Annotated in this window: 22 protein-coding genes and 1 pseudogene; 10 read left to right on the top strand and 13 right to left on the bottom strand. The window is 64.5% G+C overall.

From position 1 onward, the window contains the following. Both H535_RS30115 and H535_RS0118175 read left to right on the top strand, forming a co-directional pair. A pseudogene (locus H535_RS30115) lies at window positions 1–138 on the top strand (gfo/Idh/MocA family oxidoreductase); the annotation flags it as partial. An 89-nt stretch (window positions 139–227) separates the two neighbouring features. Continuing rightward, window positions 228–1,247 carry a LacI family DNA-binding transcriptional regulator gene (locus tag H535_RS0118175; RefSeq protein ID WP_026820665.1) on the top strand — a complete coding sequence of 340 codons (1,020 nt, stop codon included), beginning with the start codon at window positions 228–230 and terminating at the stop codon, window positions 1,245–1,247. A 31-nt stretch (window positions 1,248–1,278) separates the two neighbouring features. On the opposite strand, the gene H535_RS0118170 is transcribed toward H535_RS0118175, so the two are convergent. The 5 genes from H535_RS0118170 to H535_RS0118150 all read right to left on the bottom strand — a co-directional run bounded on the left by H535_RS0118170 (window position 1,279) and on the right by H535_RS0118150 (window position 4,462). Further along, on the bottom strand, window positions 1,279–2,241 hold the full coding sequence (locus tag H535_RS0118170; RefSeq protein WP_026820664.1) for a sulfotransferase family protein: 963 nt from the start codon (window positions 2,239–2,241) through the stop codon (window positions 1,279–1,281). Window positions 2,242–2,357: 116 nt separating this feature from the next. Beyond that, window positions 2,358–2,579, bottom strand: a complete 222-nt coding sequence (locus H535_RS26525) for a hypothetical protein (protein ID WP_051299512.1) — start codon at window positions 2,577–2,579, stop codon at window positions 2,358–2,360. 159 nt (window positions 2,580–2,738) lie between these two features. Beyond that, window positions 2,739–3,176, bottom strand: a complete 438-nt coding sequence (locus H535_RS26520) for a helix-turn-helix domain-containing protein (RefSeq protein ID WP_051299511.1) — start codon at window positions 3,174–3,176, stop codon at window positions 2,739–2,741. Between the two features lie 85 nt (window positions 3,177–3,261). Next, a complete protein-coding gene (locus H535_RS0118155) occupies window positions 3,262–3,747 on the bottom strand; it encodes a DUF4262 domain-containing protein (protein ID WP_155838771.1) in 486 nt (161 codons plus the stop codon). Window positions 3,748–3,874: 127 nt separating this feature from the next. After that, window positions 3,875–4,462: a TetR/AcrR family transcriptional regulator gene (locus H535_RS0118150; protein ID WP_026820662.1), complete on the bottom strand. Its 588-nt coding sequence runs from the start codon at window positions 4,460–4,462 to the stop codon at window positions 3,875–3,877. A gap of 73 nt (window positions 4,463–4,535) precedes the next feature. On the opposite strand from H535_RS0118150, the gene H535_RS0118145 reads away from it, so the two are divergent. Further along, window positions 4,536–5,597 carry a hypothetical protein gene (locus H535_RS0118145; RefSeq protein ID WP_026820661.1) on the top strand — a complete coding sequence of 354 codons (1,062 nt, stop codon included), beginning with the start codon at window positions 4,536–4,538 and terminating at the stop codon, window positions 5,595–5,597. Here the strand turns inward: H535_RS0118145 and H535_RS0118140 are convergent. Both H535_RS0118140 and H535_RS0118135 read right to left on the bottom strand, forming a co-directional pair. Then, the gene (locus tag H535_RS0118140) at window positions 5,594–6,427 is read right to left on the bottom strand and encodes an NAD-dependent epimerase/dehydratase family protein (protein ID WP_026820660.1); all 834 of its coding nucleotides are present in this window, start codon (window positions 6,425–6,427) and stop codon (window positions 5,594–5,596) included. The genes H535_RS0118145 and H535_RS0118140 overlap by 4 nt on opposite strands. 137 nt (window positions 6,428–6,564) lie before the next feature. Continuing rightward, window positions 6,565–7,383 carry a MerR family transcriptional regulator gene (locus tag H535_RS0118135; protein ID WP_026820659.1) on the bottom strand — a complete coding sequence of 273 codons (819 nt, stop codon included), beginning with the start codon at window positions 7,381–7,383 and terminating at the stop codon, window positions 6,565–6,567. A 142-nt stretch (window positions 7,384–7,525) separates the two neighbouring features. On the opposite strand from H535_RS0118135, the gene H535_RS26515 reads away from it, so the two are divergent. Then, the gene (locus tag H535_RS26515; RefSeq protein WP_051299510.1) at window positions 7,526–9,016 is read left to right on the top strand and encodes an aromatic amino acid ammonia-lyase; all 1,491 of its coding nucleotides are present in this window, start codon (window positions 7,526–7,528) and stop codon (window positions 9,014–9,016) included. Between the two features lie 28 nt (window positions 9,017–9,044). Here the strand turns inward: H535_RS26515 and H535_RS26510 are convergent, their stop codons facing one another. Continuing rightward, a complete protein-coding gene (locus H535_RS26510) occupies window positions 9,045–10,766 on the bottom strand; it encodes an FMN-binding glutamate synthase family protein (RefSeq protein WP_081416796.1) in 1,722 nt (573 codons plus the stop codon). 84 nt (window positions 10,767–10,850) lie between these two features. Here H535_RS26510 and H535_RS0118120 point away from each other — a divergent pair, with 84 nt between their 5' ends. Beyond that, window positions 10,851–11,045 (top strand): DUF1918 domain-containing protein, encoded by a 195-nt coding sequence (locus tag H535_RS0118120; RefSeq protein WP_026820658.1) that lies wholly within the window; start codon window positions 10,851–10,853, stop codon window positions 11,043–11,045. 32 nt (window positions 11,046–11,077) lie between these two features. Here the strand turns inward: H535_RS0118120 and H535_RS0118115 are convergent, their stop codons facing one another. From H535_RS0118115 to H535_RS26505, 3 genes are all read right to left on the bottom strand, one after another. Continuing rightward, a complete protein-coding gene (locus H535_RS0118115; RefSeq protein ID WP_026820657.1) occupies window positions 11,078–12,358 on the bottom strand; it encodes an aspartate aminotransferase family protein in 1,281 nt (426 codons plus the stop codon). 103 nt (window positions 12,359–12,461) lie between these two features. Beyond that, complete coding sequence (locus tag H535_RS29695; RefSeq protein WP_081416795.1) at window positions 12,462–12,689, bottom strand: hypothetical protein; 228 nt, start codon at window positions 12,687–12,689, stop codon at window positions 12,462–12,464. A 181-nt stretch (window positions 12,690–12,870) separates the two neighbouring features. Then, window positions 12,871–13,266, bottom strand: a complete 396-nt coding sequence (locus H535_RS26505) for a DoxX family protein (protein WP_051299509.1) — start codon at window positions 13,264–13,266, stop codon at window positions 12,871–12,873. Between the two features lie 276 nt (window positions 13,267–13,542). On the opposite strand from H535_RS26505, the gene H535_RS29420 reads away from it, so the two are divergent. Both H535_RS29420 and H535_RS0118095 read left to right on the top strand, forming a co-directional pair. Continuing rightward, window positions 13,543–13,917: a hypothetical protein gene (locus tag H535_RS29420; RefSeq protein WP_035770114.1), complete on the top strand. Its 375-nt coding sequence runs from the start codon at window positions 13,543–13,545 to the stop codon at window positions 13,915–13,917. 230 nt (window positions 13,918–14,147) lie between these two features. Next, window positions 14,148–15,431: a class I SAM-dependent methyltransferase gene (locus H535_RS0118095; protein ID WP_026820654.1), complete on the top strand. Its 1,284-nt coding sequence runs from the start codon at window positions 14,148–14,150 to the stop codon at window positions 15,429–15,431. 49 nt (window positions 15,432–15,480) lie between these two features. Here the strand turns inward: H535_RS0118095 and H535_RS26500 are convergent, their stop codons facing one another. Further along, window positions 15,481–16,914 carry an HNH endonuclease gene (locus H535_RS26500; RefSeq protein WP_081416793.1) on the bottom strand — a complete coding sequence of 478 codons (1,434 nt, stop codon included), beginning with the start codon at window positions 16,912–16,914 and terminating at the stop codon, window positions 15,481–15,483. 129 nt (window positions 16,915–17,043) lie between these two features. Then, window positions 17,044–17,976 carry an NADP-dependent oxidoreductase gene (locus H535_RS0118085; protein WP_026820653.1) on the bottom strand — a complete coding sequence of 311 codons (933 nt, stop codon included), beginning with the start codon at window positions 17,974–17,976 and terminating at the stop codon, window positions 17,044–17,046. A 195-nt stretch (window positions 17,977–18,171) separates the two neighbouring features. Here H535_RS0118085 and H535_RS0118080 point away from each other — a divergent pair, with 195 nt between their 5' ends. The 3 genes from H535_RS0118080 (at window position 18,172) to H535_RS0118070 (ending at window position 23,044) form a co-directional block, all read left to right on the top strand. Continuing rightward, the gene (locus H535_RS0118080; RefSeq protein ID WP_026820652.1) at window positions 18,172–19,338 is read left to right on the top strand and encodes an ROK family transcriptional regulator; all 1,167 of its coding nucleotides are present in this window, start codon (window positions 18,172–18,174) and stop codon (window positions 19,336–19,338) included. A gap of 283 nt (window positions 19,339–19,621) precedes the next feature. Then, complete coding sequence (locus H535_RS0118075) at window positions 19,622–21,022, top strand: sugar porter family MFS transporter (protein ID WP_026820651.1); 1,401 nt, start codon at window positions 19,622–19,624, stop codon at window positions 21,020–21,022. 231 nt (window positions 21,023–21,253) lie between these two features. Beyond that, window positions 21,254–23,044 (top strand): calcineurin-like phosphoesterase C-terminal domain-containing protein, encoded by a 1,791-nt coding sequence (locus H535_RS0118070; protein WP_051299516.1) that lies wholly within the window; start codon window positions 21,254–21,256, stop codon window positions 23,042–23,044. Window positions 23,045–23,549 lie beyond the last annotated feature (505 nt).

Here is a 23,549-nt window from a genome sequence, read left to right as displayed (position 1 = left end):
GCAACGTTGCCTCCGGTCAACGCCTGGGTCGCCGCCCGGTTCACCCTGCCGGGCATCATCGCCCACCAATCGGCCAACCGCGACGGCGAACGCCTCCCCATCCCCGACTTCGGCGACGCCCCTGTACAGCAGCAATAGGGCCCGACGGCGGCAAACAGCCATCGGTAGACTATGGGGGCGGGCGCCGGCGTGCGTCCGTCCCCGGTGACGTGAGTGAGTATGTATAGATGACGGTGAATACAGGGCAACCGGCGCGGGTGACGCGCAAGGACGTTGCCAGATACGCAGGCGTGAGCACCGCCGTCGTCAGCTACGTCATCAATGCCGGGCCCAAGAAGGTTGCGCCCGGCACGGAAGCCAAAGTCCTCGACGCCATCCAGGTGCTCGGCTACCGGCCGAATGCGGCTGCCCGCGCGCTGAAGCTCGGGTCGACTGAAATGCTGGGATTGGTCATTCCGGGCAACACCAACCCGTTCTTCGCCGAACTGTCGGAGGCCATCGAACAAGCAGCCAATGAGCGTGGCTACGCGCTGCTGCTGACCAGCTCGGACGGGGCAACCTCCAAAGAACGAAAGCATGTGCGGAATCTGCTCTCACGGCAGGTGGACGGCCTGCTGCTGACCTCGGTCGAAGACGAGCCGTACCTGGACGATGTCATTGCATCAGGAATTCCAGCCGTGCTGTTGAACCGCTACCAGCCCTCTGAACACCTCCCTTCCGTGGGAGTCGACCTGGCAGAGGGTGCACGCGCAGCCGTGGAGCACCTGATCTGGCACGGATACGAGAACATCGGCCTGGTGAAGGGCATCAGCGCATCCCGGATCCCGGATGAACGCGAAGAAGGCTGGGCATCGGCCCTCACCAAGGCAGGACTGCGTGAAGGGCAGATTTTCACCTCCACCTTCAGCATGGAAGGCGGGTACCGGGCCGGGCAGCGGATAGCTGCGGCCAGGGACCGTCCGACGGCGGTGTTCGTCAGTTCCGATGCCCAGGCGGTGGGCGTGCTGCGCGCCCTCCATGAGGCAGGGCTTCAGGTGCCGCAGGACATTGCGCTGGTGTCCTTCGACGCATCTTTCCAGTCGGCCTTCACCTGGCCGGCCCTGACCGCCATGCACCAGCCAACTGAGCAGATGGCCGAAGCCGCCGTCTCCGCGCTGCTGGACCGGGAGACAGCCTCGACGGAAAATATGGTCTTCCCCACCGACCTTGTGGTCCGCCGGTCCTGTGGGTGCCTGCCGGAGTCCTGACCACTTCAGCCCGCTGCCCGCAGGATGCCTGCTAGCTGGACAACAGCACGTCGACACCTTCGATGGAGGATGCGGCGGTGGCGGTCCGTCCGTCCGCAACGAGCGCGACAGGCTGGTACGGCGCTATTTTCCGTGCCAGGCGGACGGCGTCATCCGTGCGCCAGAGCGAATCCGGCCCCCGCCCGACCGGCACGTACCCGGCAGCCTTCTCATGAGCGAGGGCTTCCCGTACGGGGTCATGGCCTGCCGCGTCGATGACCAACGTGTCGTTGTTAATTACCGCCAGGAGCTTGTATGGGTCGACCGCCTCCCTCATCGCCGGCGGAGCGCCTCGGTCGGCTCGGTCGGCCCGGTCGTCGGCCGTCATGGGGTAACCGAGCGTTTCGAAATCGCGCCGGTACCGCCCGGCGACCGCACGCTCTGATGCCTCGGTGTAGTACTCGTGCCACGGCAGGTGCGACGTTGAACGCCGTTGCTCAAGCGGTTTCAAGGGTTTTTTCGTGCGGTGGGAGACGATTGCGCGAAGCATCTCCCAGTCCTGCGCCAAGTGCTCATGCCTCATGACGAGGTCAGGAATCAGCGTGCCATCCGAGCCGTGCAATCGGAGGTGCTGGGAGCGGATGTGCGCGTCGGTCCGCTCGTCAGTGGTGTCGGCTCCGGCCAGCGCGGTGTCCTCAAAGCTCGAGCCGAGGGAGAATCCGTCGTTCTCCAGCCGCTTGTACCACCCCGCACCGACGATCTTGTCGGACCAGAACGAAACGAAGCGGTCGAACGGGTTCCGCACCACAGTGAACGTCACGTAGTCCCGGTAGTCCCGTTGGATCTGCTCGGGGGATGCCTCCTTATACTTGATCTGCTTTCGATGCGGGTCTGCCCAGTGACGGTCCTTCACGTACGACTGAAGGAGGGCGCTTTTCACGGCAGAATTGGCAACCTTCGGGATGGCAACATAGATGATCTTCGGGTCGTCCCAAACCGTGTACGTCCACTCCATGCTGTCACCATAGGGGCCCGTGGTGAACGGATGTGAAACGCAGTATGGCCGGGTGCGAAACGCACTGCGGCGCCACTCAGGCCGTGGGCCACAGGGTGGAGCGCCGTTCCCTCCGCTTAGCCCATCGTCCCGCTCGTGGCGATAGCCCCGAAGAGGCCGAATACGAAGATGAACAGCAGCAGCCAGCCGAGCAGGAAGATCCCATTCAGCACCAGACCGGCAATGGCCATGCCCCGGCCGGCCGGTTCCTTCCGGATGCCGACCACGCCGAAGATGAAGCCGACAATCGGAATCAGGAACGTAAATCCGAGAAGTATGGACGCCAGTCCCAACACCATTGAAGTGATACTCGCGCCCCTGGGCGGGGGCTGCTGGAAATAGACCTGCTGGTGCGGAGGTCCAGGGGGCCGTTGCGGATACGGGGGGCCTTGGTGTGGGTTGGACATTGCGTTCCTCTCTGCCGTTCTGTCCCCACATTATCTGCCTTGGACGGGCGGTCATTGGTCTGTCAGGTCGTAATTCTCCGAACTGCCTTCAGGTTCTGTGCCGCCTTGGGACGCTGAGCGCTCGGCCAGCCACTGCTGGACATCCTGCGGCCGGATCCGCCGGTGGCTGCCGCGGTACCGGACGGGAATGGTCCCGTCATCGGTGAGGTTCCGCATATATGTGTTGGAGACCCCGGCCAGCTGCGCCGCCTGCGACGTGTTGAGCCACTTTTCGCTGGTGCTGATGGTCACGGACTCGCCCTGGGCCAGCCGGCGGAGCAGGTCCAGCACCGCCGACGTCGCCTGGGCAGGCAACCGTACCGACGTACCGTTCACGAACACAGTGGTGTCCTGCGACTCACGCAGGGCCGTCGCCAGTTTCTTCGCATCCTGCGACGCCAATGCGTCGTGGGTTGTGGTCTTGGTCAACGCGGTGTTTTCGGAAGGCATGCAACCATCATGCCTGTCCACGGCGGCGTCCAACAGGCATGCCTCAGTCCGGCGGCACGGGCGGCCGACGGCTGCGGACCACGATTCACCCCAGCAGGCGGCGCCCAGGCAAGTCCGGGGGAGGGGCCCCATACAGCGGCTGGGTCAAGTCGTCGGGCGGGCTCTGCTCCCAGGGGAACCGGTCGTCGTCGTCCGCCCAAATCGCCTGCAGGGCACGGACCCGCCAGGAGTAGATTCGGGACGCCATCAGCAGGATATTCTGTGGATAATTTATTGTGGCCAAATAGATTCTCCTGCCCGGCGGTTCCAAGATGGTCCCGGGCTTCAGCTCGTGTTCATGGCACAGCACCAAAGCCGTGAGCTCGGACAGCATGTCGTACGTTTCCCTGGTGTCCCTGCCGGTCACGAGGAACTCCGGGTGCCGTTTTTCGGTCAGGCCTATGGTGTAGCCGAATGCAGGCGATGTCAGATCTCCATCCACCATCATCACGTACCACCCCCATCTGGCTACGCCCAGCTTGACCTCTTTCAGCACCTGACCTATGGACTTTCCATTGCATACCTCGCACACGCTGCCTCCTGGGTTTTGTCCGTTGGATTCAGTGTGCCGGCGTGATCAGGCGGGTGCTATGGCAATCAAGTGCTATGTGGACATGGTGTGGCGCAAGCCCGAGCTGTGGAGGAGAAGCGGTTCAGCATTATCCAGCATCAAACTCGAGCAGCCCGGACAGATGGCGGGCCAGGGTGTGACGGGCCTGATCAGGTCCGACGGCGTCCGGATCCGTCAGCATGTGCATCAGCAGGCCGTCCACCAGTGCCGCTGTGGCCAGTCCGGCCTCCTCCGGCTCATACGGGCCGCGGTCCTCACCACGGTCGGCGGCCAGCCGGAATGAGGCCGTGCAGGTGTGGCGTAATCGGTGCACCATCCCGCGCTGCACTTCCGCGAGTTCGGACGAGATCACCGAGCGTGCCGCGAACGCCAAGTAAACGCGCGACTCGGTGCGCCGCAACTCGTCCATGGGGAGGCATTCGAGCAATCCGCGCAACATCGTCGCGCCCACGGGCCCGTCACTGTCCACGCTGATGGCACGTTGTTGAATCCGATCGGCAACGTGTTCAAAGGCCATCAGCAGCATCTGGTCCTTGGTGCGGCAGTAGTACTGCACGGTGCCGATGGAGACGCCGGCCCCGGCGGCGACTTCCCGGATGCTCAGCTCGTCGATGCCGCGTTCTGCGGTGATGGTGATCAGGGTGTCCAGCAACCGCTGCCGCACAGGCGTGGCCATAGTGAACCGGTCCTTCCGAAAAACAACGAATAGATCTATACAACTGTACTATACGCTCGTATGGTTAACGTTCATGACACCACAAACACGTATCTCCCAGACCGGAAACCGGACGACCAAGCCGGGTTCCCGCCATCGTCGTCTCCCGCGTTTGCTGCGCCGCCGCAGCGTGCTGGTCGCGCTCGCGGCGTGGCTGCTGGTCAATGTGCTGCTCATCGCCTTCGCCGGTGGTCATCTGCCGTTCCGCGCCTCGTCGTTGGCGCGTCCTCCCACGCTGGAGACGATCCTCAGGGCCGATGCCATGTTCCTCGAAGTCTTCGCGCTGATGGCCTTGGTGCACTGGCTGACACGGCGCCGCGCGGCACCGGATGTCGCAGCCCGCGCCCCGGATGTGCGCACCGCCGGGCGCGAGACGCTGGCGGTGTTGGTCTACGGTGCGCTCGCGATGTTCGGAGGTTTCCTGCTGGGCCGGGCCTTCGGGTGGCATGCCTTCAGCTTCCACCTGGACGGTATGGTGATCCGGACCGGCCAGCAGGTGGTGCCGGCCGAGGTGCTCTGCTGGGCGGCGTACAATCTGCTGGCCTACGCGGTGGTGCCGTTCCTGGTGTTCCGATCCCGCTACAGCATGGAGCAACTGAACCTGCGCTCGGCCAACCGGCGCGCGGACGTCGTGCTGATTCTCGTGGTGCTCGCGGTCGAATCCGCGGTCCAACTGCTGCTGGCCGGGAATGCCTCCATCCTTGGACTCACCGGGCGCCAGGCGATGATTGGCGGTCCGCTGACGTTCGTGCTGTCCGTGGCGGGCACCGCGTTGCCGGCCATGGTGTTCATCTACTGCATTCTGGTTCCGCGGTTCCTCAAGCTGACCGGCTCCGTCCCGGCCGCGGTGGTCCTGGGCGGAGTGACCTATGCGCTGCTGCATTTCTTCGACGGCTGGACCAACTTCGCATCACCGACGGATGCGCTGCTGTCGGTGATGTACCTGCTGCTGTTCTACACCGGTCCGGGCATGCTGAAGACCTTCATCACCATCCGCAGCGGCAATGCCTGGGTGCATGTGTGGGCGTACCACGCCATCGCGCCGCACACGCTGCTCGATACACCGATGATGGTCAAGGTGTTCGGGATCCACTAAGCAGATCGACTCTTCAGGCGCGGGGGATTCGGCGAGCAAAAGTCGCCGCCCAGGTATTGCCGGTCCCACTGCGAGGCCAGCGTCGGTCCACCCTCCTGGTCCGGGTCCAATACGGCGTCGGCGTAATCTTCGGCGTTGTCCCGGGGAAAGAAACCGATGGCCTCCCCGCCGTCGCCGGACAGGTAGTTGCGGGTGTTGGCCGAAACGCCCCAGATAGTATGGAAACCGCCATTTGAGGTGGTCAAACACGCCGTAAACAGCCGGAGTGCGTCGGCGGGGGAGAGCCACGCGCTGAGCATTCTCTCGTCGTGCGGCCGTTGAAAACGGCCGGCGATCCTCAGGCAGAAAATGTCCATCCCATGCCGATAGTGGTACAGGCTGCCCAAGGCTTCAACTGCTGCCTTGCTCACCCCGTAGAACGTGTCGGGCCGGACGACGACGTCGTCGTCCACCTTGCCGTCGTCGGGCACCTCTACATATCCGGCCGAGTGGATGGAGCTGGCCAGCACCACCCGCCGGATTCCTGCCTGCCGCGCCATCTCCAGCACCGCCTGGGTGCCGTCGATATTGGTCCGCAGCAGGTCGCCCCACTCCGTCTCCAGCGGGATGCCGGCCAGATGGATGACGGCGTCGCACCCCTCCAACGCAATGGCCAGCGCGTCCCGGTCGGTGATCGAACATTCGAACCATTCGGCGGCGCAGGCGTCGGCCGGGGTGCGCTGGTCGATGCCGACGATGCTGTACCCATCCCGCTGCAACCCGCCGATCAGGTCGCCCGCCAGCGAGCCGGCGGCGCCCGTGATGGCGATACGTCCCGTCGAATCTGTCATACCAGTGCTCCTCGGTCCTCCGGCGTGCCTGTATACCTTGATGTAATCATGTCAGCCGCAGGGCACGCTGGACATTCGGACCTGGGCGACCTGGAACCAGCCGGCCGGCGCGGCCCTGCGGCAGGTGGTGGATGTACTCAGCGGGTAAACGGCACCGCGATATCGCACACCTCGTCATTCGGCCCGGCAACGGAGAAGTCGCCGAAGTAGATCTCCCGCGGCCGTGCGGCAGGGGTGAAGCCCTGTTCGTCGAGCCACTGGTAGACCTCGTCGTAGGCTTGCAGGATCTGCGGGAACTGCACCTGCGCCTTGGTGATCCGGGCGTAGGCGACCTCGCAGGCGGGCTCCATCAGCACATGGGTCGGGGCGGAGACCTCCGACGGCTCAACAGCGGCCGCAACGGGAATGCCGTTCTCGATCTCGCCGTCGTTATCGTCGTTGACCTCGCTGTGGTAAATCGTGGTCAGCGGCCCCGCCCAGCCGCCATAATGCTCGACCAGCGGCATCAGCCGTTCACAGGAGGCCTGGATGAACCCGGGAATCTGCTCCGGGCTCACCCGCTTCCGTTCCGTCAGGTAGGTCCTGGGCTCCAGGGTCGTGGTTTGTACAGACATGGTGATCTTCCTCTGCGTCGAGATGGTCGAAACCACGTAGGCGGCCAGGTGCCGCCGCGAGGACCACTCCTCCTCGACACCGTCCCAATACGCGCGGATCGCGTCCACGCGTTCGGTGCCGGAGCAGTCCAGCACGCCGGCGATCAGGTGCAGCGGCATGTCGATGCCGCGCAGCATGTTGATCAGCCGCGCATCCTCGACCTGTTCCTCGCTGTAGTAGCGGTACCGGTTGTACGGGTCGACGTGTGCCGGCACCAGCAATCCCTTGACCGCATACAGCCGCAGCGCCTTGGCACTGAGTCGGGTGCGGGCCTGGAAAGCGCCGCTGCTGAGCAATTCCATCGCTGTTCCTCCCGGTGGTTTCGTATGGCGTCGATGCCATATGCATCACTGTCCGGTTCGCCCTTGGGGCAAGGTCAAGAATATGGAAGAAACAGCCAGGAAGCGATTTTATCCGGCGCATCGCGGGGACGAGACTGGTGGTATGGATGCTGTGATCATTTCCGACAAACCCATGACGCTTGACGAACTGCGTGCCGCCGTCGCCGGTGCCGCCGTGTCCCTGGCTCCGGAGGCCAGGGGCCGCATCGACCGCAGCCACGCGGTGGTCAAGGATGCGTTGGACGCGGGGGAGCCCGTCTACGGGCTCAATACCGACGTCGGGCACGGCAAGGATACCGCCGTCCCGCCGCACGAACGGCAGCGGCGCCAGGAGGCGCTTGTCATGACCCACGGCGGTGCGTATGGCCCGCCGCTGCCGACGGAGGTCGTCCGGGCGGCGCTGGTGGTCCGGATCAACGGGATGGCCCGCGGCGGATCCGGGGCGAGCCCCGACGCCGTCGACGCGCTGGTGGGGTTGCTCAACGCCGGTGTCCACCCCGTGGTGCCCGGAACCGGCTCTGTCGGAGCAGGCGACCTGGCGCCCATGGCCTGTATCGCCCAAGTGGCCATCGGCGAGGGATGGGCCGAGTATGACGGCGAAACGCTGCCCGGTGCCGAGGCCCTGCGGCGGGCGTCGCTGGGAGCGCTGCAGTTGCAGGGCCGGGACGGACTCGCGCTGGTGGCCGCCAACGGCATCTCCCTCGGCCATGCCGCCCTGCTGATCGGACGAATTGCGCGGGTTGTCGAGGCGGCCGACGTGGCCATGGCCGCCTCGATGGAGGCCGCGCGGGCGAATCCGTCGATTGTGCAGGCGCCGGTGGGATCGGCCAAGCCATATCCCGGCCAGCGCGCCTGCGCCGAACACCTGCGGGACCTGCTCGACGGCAGCTTCCTGCATCAGCCGGACGGGCCGCGGTCGGTGCAGGACCCGATATCGTTCCGGGTGGTTCCGCAAGTGCACGGGGCACTGCGCGACCACATTGATGCGACGATCAGCACTCTCGAGGCCGAGCTGAACGCGATGTGCGACAACCCGCTGGTGGATGTCGATTCGGGCCGGCTGATCAGCAACGGGAACTTCCACCCGATCATGCCAGCGCTGGCCCTCGACTCACTGCGGGTGGCGCTCGCGCACGCGGGCCAACTGAGCGACCGCAGGCTCAACCACTTGTGGTCAGCCGCCATGCAACCGGGGTCCGGCGATGAGCAGGCGACGCGGGTGCCGGGCCTGGGCGATTCCCCCGGGATGCAGCTGCGCTACGCGGCGTCGGCCGCCTTCACCGAATTACGGCTGCTGGCTGCACCGGCCACACTTGACTCCTCCGTGCTGGACCTGGGAGTTGAAGACCACGCCACCGGCGCGCCGTTGGCGGCGGCGAAGACCGCAGCGGCCTTGGAACTGCTGGAGGATATCCTGGCCATCGAGTTGCTCCTGGCCGCGGACGTCCAGGCGTTGGATCCCGCACACGGCCCGAGCGCGGGCACCGCAGCGGCGCTGTCCCTGGCACGGGAGGCCGCCGACGGGGCCGGATCAGCTGCCGGGACCCACCGGCGGCTGCGGGAGCGGTTCCCGGCAGATGCGCCCGGCGGCTGACGCTGTGAATATTGCGGGCCACCACGGCTCAGTGGCCCGGCTCGCCTTCCGGCCGTCCCACCTGTCCGGCCGGTTGGTGGATGTCACCCGGGATCCGTTCCTCGTCATACGTCTCACTGCCTTGAACGACGCCGGCCTTCTGGTCTGTGTGTGAAGCCAACGGTGGCATATCGCCAAAGTAGTCGGCACTTGCCAGGTCCCAGTCCTCGGCCCAGTTCCGTGGGGCTTCGATCAGCAGTTCGCTGGGCTGCAACCAGTTGAATATCTTGGCATAGGACTGGGTCTTCAAATGATCGATGCGCCGGCGCAGCATCCGCGGATTCAGATCGTCCGGAGACGGGCAGTTCATCGACGCCATGATCTGTACGGCTTCATCGACGGTGAGCTTCTGATAGTTGAAGACACGGTCGCCCTTGTCCTCGACGTCGAGCCCCCTGACCAGCCGGGGGTCCTGGGTGGCCACGCCGACCGGGCATTCGTTGGTGTGGCACTTCTGCGCCTGGATGCATCCGGTGGCCATCATCATCGCGCGGGCACTGAGCGTGAAGTCCGCACCCTGGATCAAACGCTTGACGATATCCGAGCCCGAAGCGACCTTCCCGGCCGCGCCCAGCCTGATGTGCTTGCGCAGGCCGACACCAACCAGTGCGTTGTGCATCAGCATCAGCCCCTCGGTCAGCGGGGTGCCTACGTTGTCCTGGTACTCCAGCGGAGCGGCGCCCGTGCCGCCCTCGGAGCCGTCGACCACAATGAAATCGGGAAGAATCTCTTCTTCAAGCATTGCCTTGCACATCGCCAGCACGTCAACCCGGGAGCCAATACACAACTTGAAACCCACCGGTTTGCCATTGGACAGATCCCGCATCTGCTGGACGAACCGTAGCAGTTCCCGCGGGGTCCTGAACGCACTGTGGCTGGCAGGGGAGACGCAGTCGTGGCCCATCGGAACGCCGCGCGCCTCCGAGATTTCGGGAGTCACCTTTCCGGCGGGAAGCACCCCGCCCAGGCCCGGCTTGGCACCTTGGGAGAGCTTGATGCTGATGCCCTTGACCTCAGGGTAGTTCGCCTTCTCGGTGAAAGTATCCGGATCGAAATGGCCATCAGCGTCGCGTGTTCCGAAGTAGCCCGAGCCGATCTCCCAGATCAGGTCCGCCCCGTATTCGAGGTGGTACTTCGTCAGGCCGCCCTCGCCGGTTTCGTGCACGAACCCGCCCAGCGCGGCTCCCTTGTTCATGGCAAGCACCGCATTCTTGGACAGCGACCCGAAACTCATCGAGGAAATGTTCATCAGCGACATGTCATACGGCTGCGAACACTGCGGACCACCGATCCTGACCCGCGGCAGTTCCCGGGGTGGGGCCACCGGCGTCGCCGAGTGGATCAGGTACTCGTAGCCCATCTGATTCACTTCACGCTCGGTGCCGAACGCCTTATGGCTGTTCTCGCCTTTGGAACGGGCGTAGATCAGTGAACGAGAGTCCCGGTTGAACGGCTTCCCTTCGACGTTCTTCTCGATAAAGTACTGCTGAATCTCGGGTCGGATGGCCTCCAGCAGATAGCGCATGTGCCCGAGCACCGGGTAATTGCGGAGCACCGAGTGCTGCTTCTGGAGCACGTCGATGACCCCGATCACCACAATGACCAGTACGACGCCGGCAAGCGTCCACCAGCCCGCCGCACCGAATGATGCAGCCAGGATGACGATGAATCCCAGTGCTGCCAGAACGAGAAGTATCAGGAAGCGTGCCATGGTGCGAGTCTAACCGCCTGAGGCCATAGTGCTATTCCTCTTTCTCATCCGGCCGCCTATGGTGGTCATCAGGAGGTGTTTGCAATGGAGGCACAGCCGGGAGACCGCATCATTATCCGGGGAACCACAGTTGACTCTGCGGACAAGCATGGGCGGATCACCGAAGTCCGGGGCGATAGCGGGCATCCGCCCTTCGCCGTCAAGTACGACGACGGACACGAGACCATCATCTACCCAGGTGGCGACTTCGTGCTGGAAAAGGATTCCGCCGTCCAGTAACCGCGACAGCGCAACCAGCCGTCGAAGTGCGTCTAGCGGGGGCCTGATTCCGCCGGCACTGCACCGGTCACCGCCGCAACGGCGGCCTCGAACCGCTGCAGGCCGGCGGTAATCTCTTCGGGGGTAACCACCAGCGCCGGGATCAACCGGACCACATTCCCCTGCGGACCGCAGGTGAGTGTGAGCAGTCCCTGTCCCGTGGTGGCTTGCTGCACGGCCCCCGCCGTCCCCGCATCGGCCGAGCCGTCGTCGGCGGTGAACTCGATACCCTGCATCAAGCCCCAGCCACGAACGTCGCCGATCTGCTTGAAGCGGGTCTGGATATCCTTCAGCCCCGCCTGCAGTTCTTCTCCACGGATGCGGGAGTTCTCCACCAGGGATTCTTCTTCCACGACTTCCAGCGTGGCCACCCCGGCGGCGGCCGACACCGCGTTGCCCCCGTAGGTGCCGCCTTGCGAGCCGGGCCAGACCTTCGACATCGTCTCCGTGGAGGCCGCGATGGCCGAGATGGGGAACCCCGAAGCGATCCCCTTGGCTGTGATCAGGATGTCCGGGGTCGCCGTCGAGTGCTGGTGGCCCCAGAACTTGCCGGTACGTCCGACGCCTGCCTGAACCTCATCGAAAATCAGCTCGATGCCGTGGCGGTCCGCCCGTTCGCGCAGTCCCTCCATAAACGCCGGAGGCGTGGGCAGGTATCCACCGTCGCCCAGGGCCGGTTCGATCAGGAACGCCGCAGTGTCGTTGGGCGCCGTCCGGGTCTTCAGCAGGAAATCGAGCTCCTGCAGGGCGAACTCGACCGCATAATCCTCGTCCCACCCGTAGCGGTAGGCGTAGGGGAAGGCGGACATGTGCACTCCGGCCATCAGGGGAGAGAACCCGGCGGAGAATTTGGTTCCGGCAGTGGTCAATGATGCGGCCGCGACGGTCCTGCCGTGGAACCCGCCCTGGAACACCACGATGTTGGGACGTTCGGTGGCCATCCGGGCCAGACGGACTGCGGCTTCGACTGCTTCAGAACCGGAATTGGCGTAGAACACCGAATCCAGACCTGCGGGTAGCACCTCACCCAGCTTCTCGGTCAGCTGCAGCAGCGGCGGATGCATCACCGTGGTGTTCTGGGCGTGGATGACCTTGCCCGTCTGTTCGCGGGCCGCCTCCACCACCTTCGGATGGCAGTGTCCGGTGCTGGTGACTCCGATGCCGGTGGTGAAGTCCAGGTATTCCTTCCCATCGGTTCCGTGGATCCAACTGCCCAGGGCATGGTCGACGACGACGGGAGTTGCTTGCTTGAGTGCGGGACTGAGAGTAGCCATGCCGCCATTCTCCCGGGAATTGTAGGATTGTCAACAATACAACGGCAAAAACCGGAGGCGGCCTCCCGCAGGAAACCGCCTCCAGCCTAAAGATCAGACAGTGCTACTGGCCCTGGTTCTCGCCTTCGCCGCCGCCTTGGCCTTCGCCGCCGCCGCCACCGAAGTGCTCTTCCTGCTGGCCGTCGACAAACTCGTTGACCTTGTCGCCATGCTCGCCGAGGGCGCCACCAAGGTGCTCCTGGGCGCCGTCTACGGCACTGTTGATCTGGTCGTGGTTCTCTTCATTGCCCGCGTATTCCTGGGCCTTGTTTGTAAGATCCTCGAATCCCATAATCAAACCTCACTTTCCGGTTGGCCGCTGAGCCGGCTTTCCCACTCAGTGGTGTCGGTGTTGCACTGACAATCATTACCATTCCATAACGTTTCCGAGTGTGTCTAGTAGTTTTTCGACAGAACGCCGGATGTTCACTTGCGGATGGCTGTGTGCTTGAGGAGCCAGGGCCGGGAGGGGGTCAGGCGAGCGCGCTGACCTTCGACCTGCGGCTGCCAAACAAGGCGCGGTCAACCGAGGCGCGACCGGGCCCGGCGAATGCAATAGCCAGCGCCGCGGCCCCGAGGAGCAGCACCAACTCGTAACCGCCATTGGCAACAAAAACACCCGCGGAGAGGTGGACCAGCAGCAGTGCGCCGAGCATATTCAGGGTCAATAACGCTGCAACGGGACGAGCGAAGAGTCCGAGGATTAACGCGATGCCACCACCAAGTTCCAGGGTGGCAATCGTCGGGGCGACGACATCAGCGAACGGGATGCCCATCTTGCCGAAGGCGGCCTGAGTGCCGGCGATAGTCCACTCGTTGTATTTCTGCCAGCCGTGGGCTGCGAAGAGGAAGCCGACGACAACGCGCAGGAGTGGTGCTCAGTGCAGTGCTCTTCATGAAGTTTCCGTTCCGGAAGATCTTGGGGAGGCATCAACTGCGGGCGGCCGAATCCGCGGGCCCACGCCTTTTCCTAAGTTGAAATTACAACCAAGACCGTAGCACTGATTTCATTGCAGCTTCAACCATTAGGGGAGAGAGGCGCGCCGAAACCTGCTCGTGCGCGGACTCCACGAATACCTGACTTGCCTGAACGAACCCTGCCGGAACGGCGCAAGGCGACCCCCATCAGGGAGCCGCCTTGCGGAATGATCTATCGAGGAGTGCTGTCAGCCTTGGCGCTGGCCGTCACCGCCGCCTTGGTCACCGCCACCCTGGCCGTCACCGCCACCCTGGCCGTCACCGCCGCCTTGGCCCTCAGGTCCGCCGCCTTCGCCGCCGCCTTGGCCTTCGCCTTCACCGCCGGCGCCGAGGCGCTGCTCCTGCTGATTGTCAACGAACTCATTGACCTTTTCACCGTGCTTGCCCAGCTTGTCGCCGTGCTGCTCCTGAAGGTTATCGACCTGTTCGTTGACCTTGTCCTTGTTCTCTTGTTTACCCATGAATTCCTTGGCCTTATTGGCCATGTCACCGAGTCCCATGTGTACCTCACTTTCTCGTTGCCGCTGATCCGGTCGAAGTGATCGTTCGGCGACTTCGTGTTGTACCTACAATGTTTACGATTTCATAACGGTTCGGATCGTGTCTAGGGGTCTTGCGGCTTCAGCGTGCGTCAGTACCGCAGGCAGCCTTGCTGAATACAATGGAGTGGCGAAGCCTGAGCCGGCATTCAGCACCGGGACCTTGACGGCCGGCGGTCTGCGAAGCATCCCCGCGCCGATCCCCGGATACGGATAAGAGAGGCGGTTGGACAATGACCAAAACTAAGGGCACGGCCGCGCGTTTGGCCGAAGCGCTCTCAACTGTGCTTGGCATTGGGGTCCTGCCGATCCGGATCCGGGCCTGGGATAAATCGGAAGCAGGCCCCGATCATGCGCCGCTCCTTGTGGTCCGCTCCAGGCGGGCACTGCGACGAATTCTCTGGTCACCCGGGCAGCTCGGGCTGGGCCGCGCGTACGTGGCCGGGGAGGTTGAGGTGCCAGAGGACATTTTCGCCACCTTCGCGGCTCTGAGCTCGGCCGGGAAGCTTGCCGAAACGGGACCGGGCGGTTCGCTCAAGATGCGTGATCGTTGGTCATTGCTGAAGACGGCTGCCCGGTGTGGCGCCTTGGGCCCGGAGCCGGCTCCCCCGCCGGAGGAAGCCAGGCTTGGTCGTTCCGGCGGGCGGCACTCCCGACGTCGTGACGCTGAGGCGATCTCGCACCATTACGATGTCGGCAACGACTTCTACCGGCTCGTGCTGGGGCCGTCGATGGTCTACTCCTGTGCCGTCTGGAATGACGAAGAGGCCGGTCTCGATGCCGCGCAGGAAGCAAAGAACGACCTGATTTGCCGCAAACTTGGACTGCGGCCGGGCATGCGCGTGCTCGACGTCGGATGCGGCTGGGGCAGCTTCGCGCTGCATGCGGCACAAAACTACGGCGCCGACGTCGTCGGTGTCACCCTCTCTGCCGAGCAGGCGGCGCTGGCACGCAAGCGGGCCGCCGACGTCGGACTGACCGAACGTGTAGAGATCCGGATCCAGGACTACCGCGCGGTCGACGACGGCCCCTTCGACGCCATCTCTTCGATCGGAATGTCCGAGCACGTCGGCCGCGACCAGATGGCCGGCTACGTCTCACACCTGCACAGCATGCTTCGTCCCGGCGGACGGCTGCTCAACCACGCCATCGCCTGGAACGCCGGCCCCGCCCGCCACAACCCGGACACCTTCATCGCCCGGTATGTCTTTCCCGATGGAGAGCTGCTCAACCTGTCCGACATGGTTGCCGAACTTGAATCGGGCAGCTTCGAAGTGCTCGACGTCGAGGCGTTGCGCCGGCACTACGCGCTCACCTTGCGTGCCTGGGTGAGGCGAGTGGAAGAGCGCTGGGATGAAGCGGTTGCGCTGACCAGCGAGGGCAGGGCGCGGGTGTGGCGTCTCTACATGGCCGCCAGCGCAGTGAACTTCGAGGCCGGCAAGCTGGGCGTCAATCAGGTGCTGGTGCAACGGTCCGGCGGTACCGAACCGCCGCTGCGCCGGAACGAGTGGATCTGACGATCGACGGCGTGCATCCAGACCGATGCTGGCATTGCATCGCGTGGCATTACGCGGCGTCGCTGCGGTTTCGTCGTGGCGGGGGCCTTGTCCCGGGCAGTGGAGGCGCGACGGATCGATACTTGTGGCCGGTGGGTGTCGTGGTCTCGACCGTATGGCGTCTGTGGGTATACCTGTCTCCAGTGGGGCCGCGCGGGACAGCCTGCTCGGGTGTTTCATTGACCGGCCGTGCCGACCAGCCGGGTGCTTCCTTGGCATAATTGCAGGCTTCACACAAGCCCTCACCGTTGTTTTCGCTCGTGGGGCCATTGCCGGCACGAGGGGAAATGTGGTCGGTGTGGCGGATAGGGGCGTCGCACCACGGTGTTCTGCACACCTGATCCCGGATGGCGATGAAGCCGGCTAGGCCTTTCGGGAAGAACCGCGACCGTGAATCCATCCCGACAAGTTGTCCGGCGCCCGGGGTGGTGTAGAGGCGCCGCACCCACGCGGCAGTTTCGCTGTTATCCCGGTGAGCGAGGCTTCGTGCAGTTGCAGCAGGCATCATTCCATAACCGTGCAAGAGCGCCGGTTCTTCGTCACCGGCAAGCAATGTCCGGTCCGTCATCACCAGTTGAATTTCCAGATTGGTGTCGCCGGCCGATGATTGCCCGGTCGCGCGTTCCACCAGGGTGTCCGCCATAATTTGGCCCCGTCCCCGGGTGTCGTCTTCGTCCCTCGGGCTGTCGGCCGCCCGGGTAAGAGCCGCCAATACTGCCACCCCTTGTGCCGCCGGGAGCAGCGCGGTCAAGTACGCCATGGTGTCGGGAGCCGGCCGGCACGTGACATTTCGTTCACCTGCGGCCTTGGAAGCACGATTGACAACCGATTGCGGATCGAACTGATAGGAAATCTTCCTGGCTTCCGCGACCAGCGCCTTGTCACTGAGCCCCTCCAGATGCTCCGGATTTCCGGCAATGGCACGGTCCACCTCGCCGCGGTGCTCGATGCTCAGGCAGGCTGTTTCGCGGACCAGCAGGGTGGCGCGCCATTCGGAGAGAATGCCGGTGGTCAGTGCTTCGAGGGTGTGCGGCATCTCGTGAACCAGCGCCTTGGCGAGGCCAAGATCACGGTTCCCCCGGTTCGGGGATTCACGCCGGGCCAGTGCAATCCGGGCGGCAACACCCTTACCCTGCTCTTCCTTGGACAACCCCAGTTCGGCTTGGCGTTGGCGCTCGAGCTGGTCGAAGTCCGCCGATACCCTCGCCTGCGCCGCTGCTGCTGCCGACTTCAATTCCTCCAGGGCACGAATGCTGTCAATGGCCACACCTTGCGTGCCCGCCGCTACCTGGCGGAGGTCTTCCACCCATGTGCCGATGACGCGGGCCGGCGGCTGGTCCAGTGTCGCTGCCGACTGTACGGCTCGTTCCCCCGCAGGCACGCCGCTGTCGATGGCTGCGGCGCCGTCCCCGTGCGGGGGAACCGGTTCTGGGAAAGGGACCATGGATCCCACGCTACGGGGACGGTGACCGTAAAAGAATGACCCAACGGCTGTATGTGGATAACGGCGCTCCCATTCCCCGTTGTGGAGGGAAAGTGCCCCAACCTGGAAAGGTAATGAGGGGAGCTGGCCCTACGGGAAGGTCAGGAGGATCCTCCCGCGGACTCCGCCCGCTTCCAACCGCCGGTGCGCCCCCGGCGCCTGCCCGGACGGCAACGTGGCAGCAACGCGTGGCGTCAGCACGCCGTCCTCGGCCAAGGCACGGATCCGGTCCAGCTTCTCGCCGGAGCGATATTCGTCGAATACACCCGCCTGATGCAGGTCGATGCCCCGACCCGGTCGTCCGTCCCATGCACGCACGATAGCCATGGCGCCGTCCTCACGGATGGCCGGGGCCGCTTGATCGCGCTGCAATGCGGCATCTGCCAGACCATCGACGCCGTCGGGAGCGATCCGGCGGATGTGGCTGGCCACGTCGTCCCCGCGCGGGACAATATGGTCCGGCCCCAACGACTCGACGAGTTGGCGATCCTTGTCGGCCGCGTCGGCGATCACCACCAGGCCGGCATGCTTCGCTAGCTGCACCAAGTAATTGCCCAGCGTTCCTGCGGCGCCGGTGACCGCGAGGGTCTGGCCCGGCCGCAGACCGAGCTTCTCCAGGATTTGCGTCGCGGTCAGGGCGTTCATCGGCAACGCCGCGGCCGTGATGATGTCCGTGTTGGCGGGGATGCGCGCCATCGACGCGTCGTCGCCCACCAGATACTCAACGTAGGCACCTTGATGCTCACCATACGGCAGGGCGATGGCCATCACTTCATCGCCGACCTGCCACTTGCTGCCTTCACCGACCTCATCGATCACTCCGGCTGCGTCCATCCCCGGAATATAAGGAGGCTGGCGGTCTCCCGTTCCGCGGGCACCGGAACGGACCACCGTATCGGTGGGATTCACCGCCGCAGCCGCGACCTTGATCCGCGCCTCCCCGGGGCCGGGGTGCGGTTCCGGAAGCTCGATGACGGTGAGGGCGTCCGGCCCTCCGAACTCTGTAACACCAATTGCCTTCATACCGGCGGTAACCAGACGACCAGGACAGCTATTCCCGCCCCATCCCTTCGGCAGCCAACTTGGCGGCCCACTTCGACCGCCTCTTCGGCAGCGGAGGTCGACGACGGAGGTCACGACGGGTGGATGTAATGCATGCCACTATAGTGATGTGTTCAAGCGATGAACGGCGCGCCGAGAAATCCAGGGAGAGGGCAGATGGTGGAACGCACGGGAGGAAACCGGCCCGGGTCGCAGTCGGCCCTGCATACCGCGAATCGGCGGCGAATCGTGGAACTTCTGCAATCGGCCGGGGAAATGACCCAGGCCCAGGTTTCGCGGGCCACTGGCCTGGCGCCTGCCACCGTATCGAACATAACCCGCGAGCTGACGTCCGAAGGCGTGCTGATCGCCGTGGATCCCGGCGTAGGGCGAAAGGGTCTGCGGCTGGCACCGGCAGCCGGACTCGTGGCCGCAATCGACTATGGCCATCGACATGTCACAGTTGCCATTGCGGATATGGCCCACGAGATTCTGGCGGAGCGCCGGTCCGACTTGGAAACGGGCACCTCCGCGAGCGAGTCTCTGGAATGCGCCTCGCTCCTGCTTGAGCAGGCGCTGGCGGATCTTGACGTCGACCGATTTTCCATCACCGCCGCCGGCATGGGGCTGCCAGCGCCGATCGATAGCCGCACCGGCGAGGTGGGGGCGCTGTCTATCCTTCCCGGGTGGGTGGGTGTGGATCCGGCGAAGATGGTCTCCGACCGGCTGAATGTGCCGGTCGGGGTCGACAACGATGCCAATCTGGGTGTGCTCGCCGAGCATTTGTGGGGTGCGGGATCCGGGTTCGACAATATCGCCTTGCTAAAGCTTTCCGACGGCGTCGGTGCCGGGCTGGTGCTCAACGGAGCGCTCTTCCACGGCCGGGACGGCACCGCTGGAGAAATCGGGCACACCATGATGGACGAAGCCGGTGCGGTGTGCCGCTGCGGCAACCGGGGCTGCTTGGAGACAATGGCCGCAACAAGGTCGGTGACTGAGCTCCTTGAACCGAGATTCGGCCCTGCCCTCACTATCCAGGACATCGTCGGCAAGGCCATCGACGGTGACACTGCCTGCGCCAGGATCCTGTCCGACGTCGGCCGTCACACGGGAGTGGCCCTCGCCAATTTGTGCAACCTCTTCAACCCCGATCGCATCCTGATTGGCGGTGAGCTTGCCCAAGCCGGGGAACTGCTGCTGGCACCCATGCGGGAGGCTGTTGGCCGCGGCGGCATACCCAGCGCCACCGACGGACTCGAAATCCTCCCCAGCGGACTTGGGGCGCGTGGACCAATACTCGGCGCCATCGCATTGGCGCTGCGGCGCGCCCCGTCGCCGGTCTAAGAGTATTCAATTAATGAACAAAACAGAGCACACAGTTCAATAGATGTTCAAGCCTTGTAAATATTGGTACAGTCTTGTTCATTGTGAAGTGCATTACTCCAGGTCGGTCGTTGACCGCCACAGCATCCTCCCCCGTGCAGCGCTGCCGCAGCTGCATCCGCGCATGGCGAGGCAACCTATTGAGTGATCGACACCCACACCAACTCAATCCGAACGACAACCTGACGGTGATGAAGCCGCCTGCGTGCAGGTGGAAGAAGCTGCAGCAAACCAGGAGGTATCCATGACCACCGTCGCCGCTCCCAGAGAGGAGTACTACACAGGGCGCGCCGTGATGCTCGCTTCAGTGGCTGCCCTTGGCGGTTTCCTGTTCGGCTTCGACACCGCGGTGATTAACGGCGCGGTAACGGCCATCCGTGACCAATTTTCCACCAGCCCGTTCATGACCGGTTTCATGGTCTCTTCCGCGCTGCTCGGCTGCGTCGTCGGCGCATGGATGGCCGGGCGGATGGCCGACCGTTACGGCCGCATCAAGGTGATGATGCTGGCCTCGGCCCTGTTCACCATCAGCGCCATCGGATCCGGACTCGCCATAGGGCCATGGGATCTGATCGTTTGGCGCATTGTCGGCGGCCTGGCGGTCGGCGCAGCGTCAGTGATTGCACCTGCCTACATCGCCGAAATCTCCCCGGCATCGATCCGTGGGCGCCTCGGCTCGCTGCAGCAACTGGCGATCGTCATCGGTATTTTCGCCGCCCTGCTGACCGACGCCGCCCTGGCGGCGGCAGCCGGCAGTGCCAGCGCGGAGCTGTTCCTGGGCCTGGAAGCGTGGCGCTGGATGTTCCTCAGCGAGATCATCCCGGCGGTTGCCTACGGTCTGCTGGCACTCCGGATCCCCGAGTCGCCCCGGTACCTCGTGGCAAAGGGGCAGACGGAGAAGGCCAAGGCGTCCCTGGGGCAGATCCTGAAGTCCGGCGTCGACGAACGTATTGCCGAGATCGGGCGTTCCCTCCGGGGAGAGAAGCGGTCCTCACTCAAGGACCTGCGCGGGCGGATGCTGGGCCTGCTGCCCATCGTTTGGGTTGGCATCCTGCTGTCCGTCTTCCAGCAGTTCGTCGGCATTAATGTCATTTTCTACTATTCGACGGCCCTGTGGCAGCAAGTCGGTTTCAGCGAGTCAGAGGCGCTGACGACCAGCGTTATCACTTCGATCATCAACATTGTCGTCACGTTGATTGCGATCTCGTTGATCGACAAGTTCGGGCGCCGCCCGCTGCTGCTGACCGGCTCTGCCGGCATGATGGTCAGCCTCGGCACACTGGCTGTCGTCTTTGGCTCCGCCCCTGTCGTGGATGACAGCCCGGTCCTGGGGCCGATTGCAGGTCCCGTGGCGCTGATCGCTGCCAACTTGTTCGTCATGTTCTTCGGCGTGTCCTGGGGGCCGGTGGTGTGGGTGCTGCTGGGCGAGATGTTCAACAACCGGCTCCGTGCTGCGGCGCTGGGGCTCGCGGCCGCAGCCCAATGGCTGAGCAACTTCCTGATTTCGACGACGTTCCCGACCCTGGCCGAGACAAGCCTTGCCCTGGCCTACGGCCTCTACACAGCCTTCGCGGTACTATCATTCTTCTTCGTGCTCAAACTTGTTCCTGAAACCAAGAATAAGCAGCTTGAGGAGATGGCATAGCAAAGTCGAAATAGGTCCGACGCTGGCTCCGTTCTGCTTGCTGCCGGTACTTGTGTCTTTGATGGCACAGGTGCCGGCACCGGCGTTAACTTCGAGTTCGCAGAGTCGCCACAAACTCGCCAAATCCTGATTACCGTCTGGTCGCTGCCTGTACATCTGCCTTTGCGACGGTGTCACTGCCGGGCCAGCAGGCCCGGTAAGGCACTCGACCGGAGGTACTGCTTGAAACCCGTGGCCACCCCACCCACCACACGATCCAGACGTCCCATCCACGTCACAGCTGGCACCTTGGCACTCGCCGGTGCGCTGCTGGCACCCGGCGCCCTCGCCGCTCCCGCTGCCGCGGCCGGCGACTGGGACTCCACCGCCTACCGCGGTGACGTCCACGTGGTCGAAGGTCCCGACGAAACCCGGCAGAGAATCGACGGCACGGTCTTCGTCGACCGGGACAAGGACTCCGTGCAGGACCCCAATGAGCGCGGCCTGGGCGGCGTGACGGTGTCCAACGGCCGCGAGGTCACCACCACCGACAGCCAAGGCAACTACGAACTGCCTGCCTTCGAGAACATGACGGTCTTCGTCACCCAGCCCCGCGGCTACCAGGTGCCGGTGGACGAGGACAACGTCGCGCAGTTCTCCTACCACCATCTGCCGGAGGGGTCGCCGGACCGGCGCTACGGCGGTATCGCACCGACCGGTCCGCTGGCGGATGCAGTCAACTTCCCGCTGGCCAAGAGCTCGCAGACCCGGTCGCCGGAGCAGCACTGCGCAATCCTCGCCGACGTGCAGACCTACAACCAGACAGAGGTCACCTACGCCGCCAAGGGCGCCTTCGCCGACCTGGCCGCCCGCACCGACTACGCAGGCTGCGGCGCGCTGTTCCTGGGCGACGTCGTCGGCGATGACCTCTCGCTGTACAGCGAAACCCGGGAACTGGCTGGCATGCTCAACGGTCCCGCCCGCTTCCTGCCGGGCAACCACGACCTGGACTACGACGCCGTCGAACGCGAGCACGCCTTCGACACCTTCAAGGCCAAGCTGGGGCCCGACTACTACTCGTACGACGTCGGCAAGGCCCACATCGTGGCGCTGAACACCGTGGGGTACCCGCTGCCCGGCGGCGGGTACAGCAACGACGTCGACCCGATGCAGATGGAGTGGCTGCGCAACGACATCGCCCAGGTTCCCGAGAACAAGGTGATCGTGCTGGCCGGCCACATGCCGCTGCTGGAGTTCTACTACAGCGACACCCACCGGGTGAATCAGGTCAAGGAAATCTACGAAATCCTCGAAGGCCGCGAGGTGGTTTCCATCGGCGGGCACACCCACATGATGGAAAACCTGCGTGAAGGCGACCTGATGGCCGGCTGGACCGACATCGTCGGGCCGGACGGACTGCCCTTTCCGCATCTGACCGTCGGAGCCGTCTCCGGAAACTGGTACGGCGGGCGCCTCCTCGAGGGCGGCTATCCGACCGCCCTGCAGCGCGACGGCACACCACCCGGCGTGCTCACCCTGGACATCATGAACACCGAGGTCACCGAACGCTACACCGTGCGCGGCGACGAATCCGCGCACATGGCCGTTGGCCTGAACACCCCGCGCTACCGCGACTGGTACGCGGCCAACGTGGACAACAAGGGCTCCGCTCCCAAGTTCACCAACCCGCTGACCGTGTCGCGGCAGGGGCTGGCCAACGACACCTGGCTGACCACCAACTTCTGGATCGGCGGCACCGGCTCCACCGTCGAGGTGGCGATCGACGGCGGCCGACCGGTCGAAGCGACCCGAACCCAGCCGATGAACGGCGGCACCGTGAAGGTCGGCGCCGAATGGTCCGACCCGGTCGCCGTGCAGGAACAGCTGGCCCACGGCGGCGGGCTGGCCGACCGGATGATGCACCTGTGGCGGCTGGAACTGCCCGACGACCTTGCCGTTGGCGAGCACACCGCCAAGGTCACAGCCACCGGTGTCCATGGAAAGGTATTCACCAAGACCATCACCTTCACCGTGACGAAGTAACGGCGACGACGTCGGCCCTCTGGTAACCGGGTGAGCGGACGACGTCGGCCCCGCCCCTGACAGGTGCCGGTGCCCGTGCGGCCAATTTGGCTTGGCAGGGGTGCCGGCACCTGCGTCGTCGGTGCAACCTTGAAATACCCCCCGTTTTTCGAGAGACTGTTATGTCGGCAGCGCCGGCGAATAAGGGAGCAGCCCGAAGCAGGCTGCCGCGTGGAGAGCCCGCCCCGATTCTCAACCTGGTCGAAGGCTGCCGGGAACCCCTACGTAGCGGGACACGGACTCAACTACAGCACGGCTGTTGAGTCTCCATGCATCTTCACACCAAGTCCGCCCGTCAGCTGCCGCCCGCCAGGCACGCCGGCAGTACGTCCCGGCGATGGCGAAGACAGCGATGTCAATATCAACAACGGGGTTCGATGAATTGACGCCCGGGCGGCGAACGACGGCACGGGACGCAATCGTGGAGGACAATCAGCGGCATTGGCCGACGAAGACCAGGACCGCA

This window comes from Arthrobacter castelli DSM 16402 (assembly GCF_000430705.1).
In the GTDB taxonomy this organism is placed as follows: domain Bacteria; phylum Actinomycetota; class Actinomycetes; order Actinomycetales; family Micrococcaceae; genus Arthrobacter_C; species Arthrobacter_C castelli.
The sequence above is the reverse complement of the archived record's forward strand: the minus strand, read 5'-3'. Positions and strand labels throughout refer to the sequence as shown.

Bases quoted from the DNA above. Each gene is read 5' to 3' on its own strand.
- H535_RS29420 (WP_035770114.1), top strand. From the start codon at position 13,543: ATGATCTATCGAGGAGTGCTGTCAGCCTTGGCGCTGGCCGTCACCGCC.
- H535_RS26510 (WP_081416796.1), bottom strand. From the start codon at position 10,766: ATGGCACGCTTCCTGATACTTCTCGTTCTGGCAGCACTGGGATTCATC.
- H535_RS0118150 (WP_026820662.1), bottom strand. From the start codon at position 4,462: ATGGCCACGCCTGTGCGGCAGCGGTTGCTGGACACCCTGATCACCATC.
- H535_RS29695 (WP_081416795.1), bottom strand. From the start codon at position 12,689: ATGGGATTCGAGGATCTTACAAACAAGGCCCAGGAATACGCGGGCAAT.
- H535_RS0118095 (WP_026820654.1), top strand. From the start codon at position 14,148: ATGACCAAAACTAAGGGCACGGCCGCGCGTTTGGCCGAAGCGCTCTCA.
- H535_RS26500 (WP_081416793.1), bottom strand. From the start codon at position 16,914: ATGGTCCCTTTCCCAGAACCGGTTCCCCCGCACGGGGACGGCGCCGCA.
- H535_RS0118175 (WP_026820665.1), top strand. From the start codon at position 228: ATGACGGTGAATACAGGGCAACCGGCGCGGGTGACGCGCAAGGACGTT.
- H535_RS0118115 (WP_026820657.1), bottom strand. From the start codon at position 12,358: ATGGCTACTCTCAGTCCCGCACTCAAGCAAGCAACTCCCGTCGTCGTC.
- H535_RS26525 (WP_051299512.1), bottom strand. From the start codon at position 2,579: ATGGTGTTGGGACTGGCGTCCATACTTCTCGGATTTACGTTCCTGATT.
- H535_RS0118135 (WP_026820659.1), bottom strand. From the start codon at position 7,383: ATGGAATTGCTCAGCAGCGGCGCTTTCCAGGCCCGCACCCGACTCAGT.
- H535_RS0118140 (WP_026820660.1), bottom strand. From the start codon at position 6,427: ATGACAGATTCGACGGGACGTATCGCCATCACGGGCGCCGCCGGCTCG.
- H535_RS0118145 (WP_026820661.1), top strand. From the start codon at position 4,536: ATGACACCACAAACACGTATCTCCCAGACCGGAAACCGGACGACCAAG.
- H535_RS0118170 (WP_026820664.1), bottom strand. From the start codon at position 2,241: ATGGAGTGGACGTACACGGTTTGGGACGACCCGAAGATCATCTATGTT.
- H535_RS0118085 (WP_026820653.1), bottom strand. From the start codon at position 17,976: ATGAAGGCAATTGGTGTTACAGAGTTCGGAGGGCCGGACGCCCTCACC.
- H535_RS26520 (WP_051299511.1), bottom strand. From the start codon at position 3,176: ATGCCTTCCGAAAACACCGCGTTGACCAAGACCACAACCCACGACGCA.
- H535_RS0118080 (WP_026820652.1), top strand. From the start codon at position 18,172: ATGGTGGAACGCACGGGAGGAAACCGGCCCGGGTCGCAGTCGGCCCTG.
- H535_RS26515 (WP_051299510.1), top strand. From the start codon at position 7,526: ATGGATGCTGTGATCATTTCCGACAAACCCATGACGCTTGACGAACTG.
- H535_RS0118075 (WP_026820651.1), top strand. From the start codon at position 19,622: ATGACCACCGTCGCCGCTCCCAGAGAGGAGTACTACACAGGGCGCGCC.
- H535_RS0118120 (WP_026820658.1), top strand. From the start codon at position 10,851: ATGGAGGCACAGCCGGGAGACCGCATCATTATCCGGGGAACCACAGTT.